The sequence below is a fragment of the Candidatus Burkholderia verschuerenii genome (assembly GCF_001189365.1).
Classification (GTDB): Bacteria; Pseudomonadota; Gammaproteobacteria; order Burkholderiales; family Burkholderiaceae; genus Caballeronia; species Caballeronia verschuerenii.
Map to the genome: position 1 here is coordinate 1 of NZ_LFJJ01000189.1, position 10,906 is coordinate 10,906.

At 61.3% G+C, this 10,906-nt stretch carries 14 protein-coding genes and 6 pseudogenes; 16 read left to right on the forward strand and 4 right to left on the reverse strand.

The genetic code is table 11. The features are described 5' to 3' along the window. Window positions 1-114 precede the first annotated feature (114 nt). Both BVER_RS23900 and BVER_RS23910 read right to left on the reverse strand, forming a co-directional pair. Window positions 115-1,047, reverse strand: coding sequence for a LysR family transcriptional regulator (locus tag BVER_RS23900; RefSeq protein ID WP_050455396.1), 933 nt, complete (start codon window positions 1,045-1,047; stop codon window positions 115-117). 282 nt (window positions 1,048-1,329) lie between these two features. Beyond that, window positions 1,330-2,335: pseudogene (locus tag BVER_RS23910) on the reverse strand (aldo/keto reductase). 187 nt (window positions 2,336-2,522) lie between these two features. Here BVER_RS23910 and BVER_RS23915 point away from each other — a divergent pair. From BVER_RS23915 to BVER_RS36020, 14 genes and pseudogenes are all read left to right on the forward strand, one after another. Beyond that, window positions 2,523-2,906: a Rid family hydrolase gene (locus tag BVER_RS23915; protein WP_050455405.1), complete on the forward strand. Its 384-nt coding sequence runs from the start codon at window positions 2,523-2,525 to the stop codon at window positions 2,904-2,906. Between the two features lie 135 nt (window positions 2,907-3,041). Next, window positions 3,042-3,482 (forward strand): annotated as a pseudogene (locus BVER_RS23920) (alpha/beta fold hydrolase); the annotation flags it as partial. Further along, window positions 3,461-3,733 (forward strand): alpha/beta fold hydrolase, encoded by a 273-nt coding sequence (locus BVER_RS23925; protein ID WP_050455399.1) that lies wholly within the window; start codon window positions 3,461-3,463, stop codon window positions 3,731-3,733. The pseudogene BVER_RS23920 and the gene BVER_RS23925, both read left to right, overlap by 22 nt. Before the next feature lie 19 nt (window positions 3,734-3,752). Continuing rightward, on the forward strand, window positions 3,753-4,430 hold the full coding sequence (locus tag BVER_RS23930) for a cupin domain-containing protein (protein ID WP_050455400.1): 678 nt from the start codon (window positions 3,753-3,755) through the stop codon (window positions 4,428-4,430). Window positions 4,431-4,457: 27 nt separating this feature from the next. Beyond that, on the forward strand, window positions 4,458-4,748 hold the full coding sequence (locus BVER_RS23935) for a helix-turn-helix transcriptional regulator (RefSeq protein ID WP_269750798.1): 291 nt from the start codon (window positions 4,458-4,460) through the stop codon (window positions 4,746-4,748). 9 nt (window positions 4,749-4,757) lie between these two features. After that, on the forward strand, window positions 4,758-5,309 hold the full coding sequence (locus BVER_RS23940; RefSeq protein WP_050455402.1) for a flavin reductase family protein: 552 nt from the start codon (window positions 4,758-4,760) through the stop codon (window positions 5,307-5,309). A 140-nt stretch (window positions 5,310-5,449) separates the two neighbouring features. Further along, a pseudogene (locus BVER_RS36015) lies at window positions 5,450-5,611 on the forward strand (ABC transporter substrate-binding protein); the annotation flags it as partial. Between the two features lie 64 nt (window positions 5,612-5,675). Further along, a complete protein-coding gene (locus tag BVER_RS32835) occupies window positions 5,676-6,365 on the forward strand; it encodes an ABC transporter substrate-binding protein (RefSeq protein WP_269750799.1) in 690 nt (229 codons plus the stop codon). A gap of 70 nt (window positions 6,366-6,435) precedes the next feature. After that, complete coding sequence (locus BVER_RS23950; protein ID WP_198155350.1) at window positions 6,436-7,296, forward strand: ABC transporter permease; 861 nt, start codon at window positions 6,436-6,438, stop codon at window positions 7,294-7,296. Window positions 7,297-7,318: 22 nt separating this feature from the next. Then, window positions 7,319-7,462 (forward strand): annotated as a pseudogene (locus tag BVER_RS36560) (ABC transporter ATP-binding protein); the annotation flags it as partial. Between the two features lie 52 nt (window positions 7,463-7,514). After that, complete coding sequence (locus BVER_RS23955) at window positions 7,515-8,111, forward strand: ABC transporter ATP-binding protein (protein ID WP_232316733.1); 597 nt, start codon at window positions 7,515-7,517, stop codon at window positions 8,109-8,111. A gap of 33 nt (window positions 8,112-8,144) precedes the next feature. Beyond that, entirely contained in the window at window positions 8,145-9,269 is a 1,125-nt protein-coding gene (locus BVER_RS23960; RefSeq protein WP_050455403.1) for an LLM class flavin-dependent oxidoreductase, read from the forward strand. Beyond that, window positions 9,266-9,433 (forward strand): hypothetical protein, encoded by a 168-nt coding sequence (locus BVER_RS31840; protein ID WP_157056196.1) that lies wholly within the window; start codon window positions 9,266-9,268, stop codon window positions 9,431-9,433. Before BVER_RS23960 ends, BVER_RS31840 begins: the two co-directional genes overlap by 4 nt. A gap of 6 nt (window positions 9,434-9,439) precedes the next feature. Continuing rightward, complete coding sequence (locus BVER_RS36020; protein ID WP_083452335.1) at window positions 9,440-9,661, forward strand: Rid family hydrolase; 222 nt, start codon at window positions 9,440-9,442, stop codon at window positions 9,659-9,661. A 52-nt stretch (window positions 9,662-9,713) separates the two neighbouring features. Here BVER_RS36020 and BVER_RS23965 read toward each other — a convergent pair whose 3' ends face one another. Continuing rightward, on the reverse strand, window positions 9,714-10,139 hold the full coding sequence (locus tag BVER_RS23965) for an organic hydroperoxide resistance protein (protein WP_050455404.1): 426 nt from the start codon (window positions 10,137-10,139) through the stop codon (window positions 9,714-9,716). Between the two features lie 85 nt (window positions 10,140-10,224). Between BVER_RS23965 and BVER_RS31845 the strand changes: the two genes are divergently transcribed. Together BVER_RS31845 and BVER_RS23970 are read left to right on the forward strand one after the other, a co-directional pair. Continuing rightward, window positions 10,225-10,401 carry a hypothetical protein gene (locus BVER_RS31845; protein ID WP_157056197.1) on the forward strand — a complete coding sequence of 59 codons (177 nt, stop codon included), beginning with the start codon at window positions 10,225-10,227 and terminating at the stop codon, window positions 10,399-10,401. A gap of 30 nt (window positions 10,402-10,431) precedes the next feature. Further along, window positions 10,432-10,785: pseudogene (locus BVER_RS23970) on the forward strand (SDR family NAD(P)-dependent oxidoreductase); the annotation flags it as partial. Here the strand turns inward: BVER_RS23970 and BVER_RS31850 are convergent. Continuing rightward, window positions 10,772-10,906, reverse strand: a pseudogene (locus BVER_RS31850) (IS5/IS1182 family transposase); the annotation flags it as partial. The pseudogenes BVER_RS23970 and BVER_RS31850 sit on opposite strands and share 14 nt — an antisense overlap.

The following is a 10,906-nucleotide window of genomic DNA, read 5'->3' on the forward strand; positions in this document are numbered from 1 at the left end:
TGGCATGCCTCGCCTCACATAACCTCAACTTCCCGAACCGCCCGGTGCGGACCCGCACGCCGGGTGGTGTGGCAGGGTGGTGTGGCAGGGGACCGGCCAGCTTGCTGGCCGCCCCTATGCCGATTGGGCGTTCGAAAGCCCCGCCTGCTTCGCGTTCAACTCGCGAAAATCCGCCCGCAGCACCTTCAACAACTCCCGCGCCGCGAACGACAACGCACGGTCGCGATGAATGCACAAACTCGTGCGCGACTCCGACATTTCCTTCGATTCGACCGGTATCGGCCGGAGCAGACCTTCGTTCAGTTCGCGCTGCACGGTGAGCGTCGGCATGAAGGCGATCATCGTGCCGGACATCGCCATTGCCTTGGTGAGTTCGAGCGAATTCGTCGTGATGGCCGGCTCGAACTCCGAGCGATAGCGCTGGAACGCGCGCTCGATCAACTGCCGCAAACCGAAGCTCGATTCCGCGAGTGCCATCGGCTCGTCGATCAACTGGCTGATCTTCAGTTGCGGCATATCCGCGAACGGATGATCCGGCGACACGATGCACGTCACCGGCTCCACATATTCCTCGATGTTCTGGATCTCATCGCGCGGCGGCGCGTTGAAGGTGAGGCCGATATCGGCTTCATGCTCCAGCAGTGCCGCGATGATCTGATCCGTCGACGTCGAGCGGATATGAAAGCGGATGCCCGGATAGAGCTTGCGAAACTCGCCGACCAGACGCGGCAGCCAGTCCGACACCAATCCCTCGATCACGTAGATGCGCACTTCGCCGCGCCGCAGCCCGCGCATGTCGTCGAGCGACTGGCGCGCGTTGGCGAGATCGAGCATCACGCGACGCGTCTGACGCCAGTATGTTTCGCCCGCGTTGGTCAGCGCGACGCCCGCCTTCGAGCGAAAGAACAGCACCGCATCGAGATCGGATTCGAGCTGCGCGATCTGACGGCTCACCGCCGACGGCGCGACGTGCAGCAGATCGGCCGCGCGACGAATTGAGCCTAAGCGGGCGACTTCATGGAAATAACGCAGGGCAAGCAGCTTCACGAATCGATCCACACAGTTGGACGCACGACACGGATTTGGACTGCGCCGCTCCAAACGGCGTGCATGCCAAAAGAGTGCATAGCCATTAAACGCACGTCTAGTCCTTCAAAATGGGCGTGGCGCGGGCGCATCGCCGCGCAAATGTTTGCCGCGTGAACGCCTCGGCCGCGTCTGGAGGTGTTGCGATTCCGGCAACGATAACGCTCAATTTCGGCGCTTGTCGGAGCAATATGGCGTCCCTAACCTGTGCCTCAGAGATACGGGACGCGCATCGCACGAACATCAGAACGCGATGCGTCCTTCGACCGGATGATGGGGATCGAGATGGCGCAGCGAGGATGCTTTGCCCGGCAACACGAGTTGATCGATGAAGGCTTCGTCTTCGGCAGTGTAGTCGCGCGGCGCGGGATTCATGTAGTCGTCCCACTGCGCTTCGGTGCGCGGGCCGCAGATCACCGACGCGACGCGTCGATTGGCAAGCACCCATTGCGTCGCGAGCGCGCTGGCCGTGGTGCCGATGCGTTCCGCGTAAGCGGCCAGTTCGCGCGCCACGACGAGCGATTCCTCGCGCCATTCGGCCTGCAGCATGCTGCGGATCGGCGCGGCCCGCGCGCGTGTCGGCGCCGGGTTCGACGCCGGGCGCGTACTTGCCGGTGAGAATGCCGCGCGCGAGCGGGCTGTACGTCACCACGCCGACGCCGTAATGGGCTGCCGCGGGCAGATGCTCGACCTCGGCTTCGCGATTGACGATGTTGTAGAGCGGCTGCGTCGCAGCCGGGCGATCGATGCCGGCTTCATCGGCGAGACGGCAGGTCTCCGCGAGACGCCAGGCCTTGAAGTTCGACACGCCGAAATAGCGCACCTTGCCCTGACGGACGAGATCGGCGAACGCGCGCACCATCTCGCCGAGCGGCGCGTTGAAGTCCGCGCGATGCACGTAGAGCAGATCGATGTAATCGGTGCCGAGGCGCGCGAGGCTGTCTTCGACCGCGCGCATGATCCACTTGCGCGACATGCCTTGCTCGTTGGGACGCGCGCCCATCGGATTGCCGACCTTGGTGGCGACGACCCAGTCATCGCGATGACCCGCGATCGCGCCGCCGACCACGCGCTCCGATTCGCCCGCGTGATACATGTCCGCCGTGTCGATGAAGTTGACGCCCTGATCGTGCGCCTTCGCGACGATGCGTCGCGCGGTGGCGACATCGGTCTGGCCGCCGAACATCATCGCGCCGAGACAGATGGTCGAGACTTGCAGGCCGGTGTTGCCGAGATACGTGTAAGACATGGCGATTCCTTGATTCATCGGTTGAGGTGTGTGCACTTTAAGCACTCGAAAACCGCTTCTCCAAGCAAAAAAAGCAACACGACATCTCACTCCAAAAGATCGGAGCGCTGAGTCCAAACCCGGCGAATAAACGTGTGTCAATGTAGTAGTGCAGATCAACATCAACGAACGGAAAGTCATTCAAGTCATGAACGAACATATTCATCCCAAAGGCTGGACCACTTCTTTCACGCATCTGTCGTGGGGCGTCAAGGCCGATAAAGCCGTCTATGTCGCTGGCATGCTCTCGACCGATCCGGTCACGGGCGTGATCACCGGTCACGGCGATATCACCGCGCAGACGCGTCAGGTGATCGAGAACATCAAGGTCGTGCTGGAAGCGGCGGGCGCGACGCTCGAAGACGTCACGATGAACCACATTTTTATTCGCGACATGACCCACTACACGGAGATGAACAACGTCTACATGGAGTATTTCAAGGAGCCGCGTCCGGCGCGCTTCTGCGTGAAGCTGGAGATGGTGAAACCCGAGTTCCTCGTCGAGATCGCGACGGTCGCGCATATCAGCTAAGCGCCTTTATCCACTCAAGCCAGAAGAACAGTATGCCCAGCGCACGAATCAACGGAGTCGATCTGCACTACGAGATCCACGGATCGGGTCCGCTGCTTTACTTGATCTCCGGTCTCGGCGGCAGCGCGCTTCTGGGAGCCGAACCTCGCGGCGCTCGCGCGCGATTACACCGTCGTGCTGCACGATCAGCGCGGCACGGATCGCAGCGAACGGCCCGAGACCGCGTATTCCGTCGAACTGCTCGCCGATGACGTGCTCGCGCTGATGGACCATCTCGGTCATGCGAGCGCGCGCTTCGTCGGACATTCGACGGGCGGCGCGATCTGTCAGGTGCTCGCGACCAAAACGCCCGAGCGCGTCGAAGCGATGGTGCTGTATGCCTCGTGGCTCGCGACCGATGCGCACTTCAGCTGGTGCTTCAAGCTGCTTCGCCATGTGCTCGACGGCGCGGGTCGCGAGGCGTATGCGCACGGCAACATCCTGTTCATGTATCCCGCGTGGTACGTGCGGACAACGCCGACGCGCTCGAAGCGGAAGCGCGCGGCGCGGCTGAGATGGCGCAGCCGTATGCGGTAGTGACGGCGCGTATCGATGCGATTCTCGCGTTCGACTGGCTGAAGCATTTGCCTGCCGTGACGACGCCGACGCTGATCGTCTGCGCGGCCGACGACATCCTCACGCCGCCGTATCAGTCGAAGCGGCTGGCGAAGGCGATCGCGGGCAGCAGGCTCGAAGTGCTCGCGACGGGCGGGCATAGCTGTTCGCGCGTGGTGCCGGACGAGTTCAATGCGCTGGTCGCGGATTTCTTCGCGACTGCCGCGGCCTGAACGAAGGAAGGGAAACATCGTGCTCGATATCGCTCACTTCGACGCCGCGCAGTTGCCCGAAGCGTCACGCGTGACCGGCTGGAAGCGCTTCGTCGAAGACCTGAACTGGGAACTTGCGCCGCGCGATCCATCGTCGGAAACGCTCGTGCGGGCGCGGCGCTGGCGTGCGCCGGGCGGCTTCGAGATGGTGAACGTGCGCATCGACGCGCACACCATCACGACCGAGGACCGGCGACGCCACAACGAATACTGGCTCGCGTATGTGCTCGAAGGTTCGGCGCGCGTGCGGGCTCAGAGCGAATCGATCGCGCTGGAACAGGGCGATATGGTGTTCGGGCCGATCGGTCATCGTCTCGTGTTCGATGCGCCGGATGCGCTCACGCTCGAATTCGTGCAGTTGCCGCGTTCGGGCCGCGTGCCGCGCTTTCTGGCGTCGGCGGCGTTGAAGCCGGTGCAATCGGTGCGCGCGGATAGCGGTGCGGCGCGCATGCTCGCCACGCTTATCGAGACCTTCGCGAAAGCGTGCGATGCGATGAGCGAGGCGGAAGTGCGCGCCATCGAGTTGTCGATTTCCGAATTCTTTATCGCAGCGCTGGCGGCGTCGCCGGATCGACGCGACATGACGGCGAGCCGAGCGGTGTTGCTGAGCCGCGCGCACGAAGCGATCGACCGGCAGTTGCGCGATGCGGGCATTTAGCCCGCGAGCGTCGCGCCGCTGCTGTCGATTTCGCCGCGCTATTTGCAGAAGATCCTCAACGAAGGCGGCGAGGCATTCAACCTCTACGTGCGACGTCGCAGGCTCGAAAGCGCGTATGAGGAACTGATGAACCCGGTGTATTTCCGCGAAAGCATTTCCGAAGTGTGCTTTCGCTGGGGCTTCAACGATTCGGCGTATTTCAGTCGGGTCTTCAAGAGTCACTTCGGCATTGCGCCGTCGCAACATCGCGACAACTGGAAGCGTCACGACGCGAGTTGTTCGCGCGGCAACGTGACTGCATCACATGAATCGCTTTAGAGAATAGGCATGAACACGATTTCCAACGCCACGCTTAATGTACTGCGCGAAACGCGCGCGGCAATGGCGACAGCATCGGCCGATATAAAGCCCGCGCTTGCCAACGCATGGGCCAATGTCGCCGCGCCCGTCGCCATCGTCACGATGCGCGATGCGCAAGGCAAGTGCCACGCAACGACCGTCACCGCGTTCACGTCGATTTCGTTCGACCCGCCCGTGCTGATGATCGCGCTTGCGCATGCATCGAGCTTTCTCGCACGCGTCGATGAAGACAGTCGTATCGCGCTGTCCGTGCTCGAAAGCGGTCAGCAGCATGTGGTGGCCGCGTGCGCCGTGAAGTCGGAGGACCGCTTGCGCGATGTGATCACCATAGACGAAGGCTTCGGTCCCGTCGTGAGCGATGCATCGGCGTGCTTCGGTTGCACGATCAATCGCATGGTGGACGCGGGCGATCACAAGCTCGTGTTCGCGGATATCGAAACCGTGTCGAGCGCGCAGGAATCGCACGGCCTGCTTTATTGGCAACGGCGCTTCGGCTTCTCGACGCCCGTCAACGCCTGATTATTCATTTTTCCACTTCGAGGTCATAAGACGTGAAATCCCACGCTATCTTTACTCGCTTTATCAGGCAAGCCGCCTTTGCGTTCGTCGCTGCTGCTGCTGGTCTCGCAAGCGCACAGGCCGCCGAACCGCTCACGACCGTGCGTTTCGCACTCGACTGGACGCCGAACACGGATCACACCGGCCTGTTCGTCGCGATCGACAATGGCTATTTCAAGGACGCGGGCATCGACGTGAAGGTGCTGCCGTATAACCAGACCTCGCCCGATGCGCTGGTGAGCGCGGGCGTCGCCGATTTCGGCACGACGTTTCAGGACGCGGTGACGTTTTCCATTGCGGCTGGCGCGAAGGTGAAGTCGGTACGCGATCGATCAGCACTGGGCGTCGTCGATCGGCGTGCTCGCGAGCCGCGACGATTTGAAGAGCCCGAAGGATCTCGACGGCAAGAAGTTCGGCGGCGTCGGCACGCCGGGCGAGCGCGCCATCATCTCGCAGGTCATCAAGAATGCGGGCGGGAAGGGCGACTTCAAGCTGATCACGCTGCGTTCTTCGTATATCGAGGCGCTCAAGCAGGGCAGCATCGATTTCGCGTTGCCATATATGGCGTGGGAAGGGCTCGAAGCGAAGCGCGCTGGCAAGCCGGTGAAGTACTTCAAGTACACAGACTACGGCTTCCCCGATGCGTATGCGGTGATCGTCGTGTCGAATCCGGCCTGGCTCAAGTCGCACGACGCGCTGGCGCACAAGTTCGTCGGCGCGTTGCAGAAGGGTTATGAGTTCGCGGTCGCGCATCCGGAGGATGCGGCGCAATCGCTGATCAAGCTCAATCCGTCGGCGTTTCAGGATAAGGACTTCGTGGTCGAAAGCCAGAGGCTGTTGAGCCCCGACTATCGCGATGCTCAAGGCAAGGTGGGTCCGCAGACGGTCGCGCAATGGGCGGGTCTGTCCGGCTTCCTGTTCAAGAAAGGCTTGCTTTCCGGTCCCGACGGCAAACCGCTCAAGACGGAACCGAACTGGTCGGATTATTTCACGAACGACTATCTGACCAAAAACTAGTAGTGTATCGGATTCCTAAGTGTTGAGAGGTTTTCTCATGCGTGAACTCACATCGTCTGCGCCGCCCGGAATGGGTTCATCCGTCAGCGATGACGACGCCGAAAACATGACCGGCGTCGCATCGCCGGTCAAGGTCAAGCGCGCGCCCAAGGGCGAGCCGATGCGCGAGATGCTGGTGCAGATCGCGCCGCCCGTGGTGATCGTCGTCGTGCTGCTGTTCATCTGGGAGGCGGCAGTGCGCATCACGGGCGTCGCGCCCGAGATTCTGCCCGCGCCGTCGCGCGTGATCGAAGCGGGCTGGGTCGCGCGCGACGATCTGTGGGACAACACGCTGCCGACGCTGTATGTCACGCTGATCGGCTTTTCGGTATCGCTGGTGATCGGCTGGTCGCTGGCCGTCGCCATCGATTTTTCGGCGTGGCTCAGGCGCGGATTGATGCCGCTGCTGGTTGCATCGCAGACCATTCCGGTCATCGCGATCGCGCCGCTCGTGATCATCTGGTTCGGCTTCGGGCTGTTTCCGAAAGTGCTGGTGATCGCGCTCGTCACGTTCTTTCCGGTGACGGTCGGTCTGGTCGAAGGCTTCGATTCGGCGGATCGCGAGTCGGCCAATCTGGTGAAGAGCATGGGTGGCAATCGCTGGAAGCTGTTCTGCTATGTGCGATTGCCGTCGGCGTTGCCGTCGTTCTTTACCGCGCTGCGCATCAGCATCACCTATGCGGTGACGGGCGCGATCTTCGCTGAATACGTGGGCGCGGAGTTCGGACTGGGCATCTATATGGGCATGCAGAAAAACGCCTTTCGCACGGACCTCGTGCTTGCCTCGGTGATCGTCACGGCGATCCTGAGCGTGGCGCTGTTCTGCCTCACGTATCTGCTCGAATATGCGATCGTGCCGTGGCATGTGAAGGCACGCCGCCGCGGCAAATGACCTCGCCAAACAGGAGCTTTTCATGAGCCTCAACAAGATCGAATTGCTCAACGTGCGCAAGTCGTTCGCGCTCGGCAAGGGCGTGAAGCGCGACGTGGTCGGCGATGTGTCGTTTCGCGCCGCGCCCGGCGAATTCGTCTCGGTGATCGGGCCGTCGGGCTGCGGCAAGAGCACGGTGTTCAATATCATGGCCGGGCTCGAGCCGCCATCGAGCGGACATGTGCTCGTCGATGGCCGCGATCGCACCGGCGATTGCACGCCGTTCGCCTATAGACCTGCTTTTTCCGTGGCGTTCGATTCTCGACAACACGGCGCTCGGACTCGAACTCGCCGGCATCAAGCGCCGGGACGCGCGCGAAAAGGCGCGCGAGTTGTTCGCCGCGTTCGGGCTCGCGGGCTTCGAAGACAACCTGCCGTTCGAACTGTCGGGCGGCATGCGCCAGCGTGCGGCGTTTCTGCGCACCGTCGTGCTGGGCCGCGAGATTCTGCTGCTCGACGAACCGTTCGGCGCGCTCGATTCGCTGACCCGCATCGAGATGCAAAACTGGCTGCAAGGCGTGTGGGCCGAACACGCGTGGACGGCGGTGATGATCACGCACGATATCCACGAAGCGATTTTTCTGTCGGATCGCGTCGTCGTGCTTGGCGCGCGGCCCACCAGCGTGCGGCTCGATCTGAAGATCGATTTGCCGCGTCCGCGCACGCTGGCGATGTCGGCATCGCAGGAATTCGCGCGTTACGAGGAGCAGTTGCTCGACGCGCTGCACGACGAATCGCGCAAGGCGTTGAGCGCAAATGCGCTCACTGCCGCATAAAGGTACGGCTATCAAATTTAGCAAGGAAAGACGATGAACGCAGAACTCAAGGAACGGTGCAGCGTCGAACTCGGCGTGTTTCTTCCCGTCGGCAACGGTGGATGGATCACGTCGACGACCAGCCCGCAATTACCCGCGACCTACGACTACAACAAGGCAGTCACGCTGCTCGCGGAAGAACTCGGTTTCGACTTCGCGCTGAGCATGGCGAAATGGCGCGGCTACGGCGGCCCGAGCCAGCATTGGGATATCACGCTCGAATCGCTCTCCACGATGTCCGCGCTCGCCGAAGCCACCTCGCGCATTCAGGTCTGGGGCACCGTGCATACGATGGTGTTCCATCCTGCCGTCGTCGCGAAGATGTCGGCGGTGATCGATCAGATTTTGAAAGGGCGCTTCGGCCTGAATATCGTCGCGGGATCGAATCCTTACGATCAAGGGCAGATGGGTTTGTGGCGCGATCTCGATCATGCGGGCCGCTATGCCTTTGCCGAGGAATGGCTCACGGTACTCAAGCGGCTGTGGACCGAGGATCGCGTGAATCACAAGGGCGAGCATTTCACGCTGGAAGATTGCATGTCGAATCCGAAGCCTTCGGTCATGCCGCCGATCATCTGCGCGGGCGGTTCGGATACGGGCTTTCGCTTTACGATTCGCAATTGCACCGCGAGCTTTCTGCTGGGCAGCGACAAGGACGATTTCATCAAGATCGGCCGACGCGCAAAGGAACTCGCGGCGGAAGTCGGCAAGCACGATTTCAAGACCTACGGGCTCTTTACCATCGTGCCGGGCGAGACGGATGCGATCGCGCAGGAACGCGTCGATTACTTCAATTCGGGCGTGGACACCGAAGCGCTCGATAACCAGACGCGCGAATATTCCGGCGACAAGAGCCTCGCGCAGAACACAATGGCCAAGCGCTTTATCGCGCAGGGCAATGCGGCGCAATCGCTGACGCCTGCCGCAATCGTTGGCTCGCCGCAGACGATCGGCGCGAAGCTCGCGCATATCGTGAAGGGCGCGGATCTCGATGGCATCACCGTGATCGTGCCGGATTTTATCGACGATTTGCGTACCATCGGTACATCGGTGGTCGATGCGCTCGCCGAAAGCGGTCTGAGAACCAACGCACTCGATGTTCGCGGAGTCCACGCATGAACGCACGATACGTCAATCCCCAAGGCCTCAAGACGCAAAGCTACTACACGCATGGCATCGTGCGCGAAGGCACGCCGGTGTTTCTGACGGGACAAGTCGCGTGCGATGCGGACGGTCAACTCGTCGGCGCGGGCGATATCGACGCGCAAATGGCGCAGATCTAGAAGAACATCGCAACGGCCGTCAGCGCGCTCGGCGCGACGCTGGAAGATATCGTCAAGATCGTCACGTTCTCGACTTCGCGCGACTGGCTGCCTGCGATTCACGCCGAACGCAGCAAGCATTTCGAAGCGGGGCGTTTTCCGGCAAGCACATTCGTGCTGGTCGGCGGACTGGTCGATCCGGAGATGTTGGTGGAGATCGACGTCACGGTCATGGTGCCTAAAGCGTGATGTTGCGGCGGATCGCAAGCGAGCGCGATCCGCCACGTTCAAATTAAACGCCTTACACAAGCGTCAACTTGACGTCGATGTTATTGCGCGTCGCGTTCGAATAAGGGCACACCACATGCGCCTTGTCGACCAGCGCCTGTGCTTCCGCGCGATCCATGCCCGGCAGCGCGATCTTCAATTCGACTTCGATGCCGAAGCCGTTCGGAATCTGGCCGATGCCCACGCTGCCATCCACGGCGAGATCCTTCGGGAGATTGATCTTGTCGCGCGCGCTGACGAACTTCATCGCGCCGATGAAGCAGGCGCTATATCCCGCCGCGAAAAGTTGTTCGGGATTGGTGCCGTCGCCGCCACCGCCGCCGAGTTCCTTTGGCGTGGTCAGTTGCAGATCGAGTTTGCTGTCGGGGATCGTCGCGCGTCCGTCGCGGCCGCCGGTGACGTGGGCATGTGCGGTGTACAGGACTTTTTCGATCGACATTCGAACCTCCTTCATTATGTGGGTAGGTGACGATTTCACGATGCGGCACCCCGCGTCGTAAAGCACCGCGTATAAGCATAATCAAATGCCCGCCGCAGCGTTCGCGATGCGATTTAAGCAAACGCTGCGCCTTGAGCATCGTCGTGCATTGTTCGTCAAATCCCGCCAGTCAATTCGCGACGAGCCGCTTTATCGCGTCCTGCAAGGTGACTACATTCTTCACAACGCGGCCCGCTTCGAAACCGAGGGCGGCCAAGTCTGAATCAAGTCAAACTTCGATAAGGAAACGGTCATGAGCAAACTCACAGGCAAAGTCGCCGTCGTCACGGGCGCATCGAAAGGTATCGGCGCGGGCATCGCGAAAGCGCTGGCGGCCGAAGGCGCATCGGTAGTCGTCAACTATGCGAGCAGCAAGGCGGGCGCGGACAAGGTCGTCGCGGATATCGTCGCGAACAACGGCAAGGCGGTTGCAGTGGGCGGCAATGTATCGAAAGCGGCGGATTCGCAAGGTATTGTCGATGCGGCAGTCGAAACCTTCGGCCGGCTCGATATCCTCGTGAATAATTCAGGCGTGTACGAATTCGCGGCGCTGGAAGAAGTGACCGAGGAAAGCTTTCATCGGCAATTCAATATCAACGTGCTAGGTCCTGTTTACATTTAAGAGCGGCCCGAGCAGACACGATGGAGACAAAGGTGAGGTAGCTGTGGGCGAGTTTGTCATATCGAGTGGCGACGCGACGAAAATGCTTGATACGCTTAAAGAAGCG

What these genes read in the sequence shown, in the direction of transcription:
- BVER_RS31845 (WP_157056197.1), top strand. Translation starts at nt 10,225, where the DNA reads ATGCCCGCCGCAGCGTTCGCGATGCGATTTAAGCAAACGCTGCGCCTT.
- BVER_RS23950 (WP_198155350.1), top strand. Translation starts at nt 6,436, where the DNA reads ATGGGTTCATCCGTCAGCGATGACGACGCCGAAAACATGACCGGCGTC.
- BVER_RS23925 (WP_050455399.1), top strand. Translation starts at nt 3,461, where the DNA reads ATGGCGCAGCCGTATGCGGTAGTGACGGCGCGTATCGATGCGATTCTC.
- BVER_RS23965 (WP_050455404.1), bottom strand. Translation starts at nt 10,139, where the DNA reads ATGTCGATCGAAAAAGTCCTGTACACCGCACATGCCCACGTCACCGGC.
- BVER_RS31840 (WP_157056196.1), top strand. Translation starts at nt 9,266, where the DNA reads ATGAACGCACGATACGTCAATCCCCAAGGCCTCAAGACGCAAAGCTAC.
- BVER_RS23960 (WP_050455403.1), top strand. Translation starts at nt 8,145, where the DNA reads ATGAACGCAGAACTCAAGGAACGGTGCAGCGTCGAACTCGGCGTGTTT.
- BVER_RS23940 (WP_050455402.1), top strand. Translation starts at nt 4,758, where the DNA reads ATGAACACGATTTCCAACGCCACGCTTAATGTACTGCGCGAAACGCGC.
- BVER_RS23955 (WP_232316733.1), top strand. Translation starts at nt 7,515, where the DNA reads ATGTGCTCGTCGATGGCCGCGATCGCACCGGCGATTGCACGCCGTTCG.
- BVER_RS23915 (WP_050455405.1), top strand. Translation starts at nt 2,523, where the DNA reads ATGAACGAACATATTCATCCCAAAGGCTGGACCACTTCTTTCACGCAT.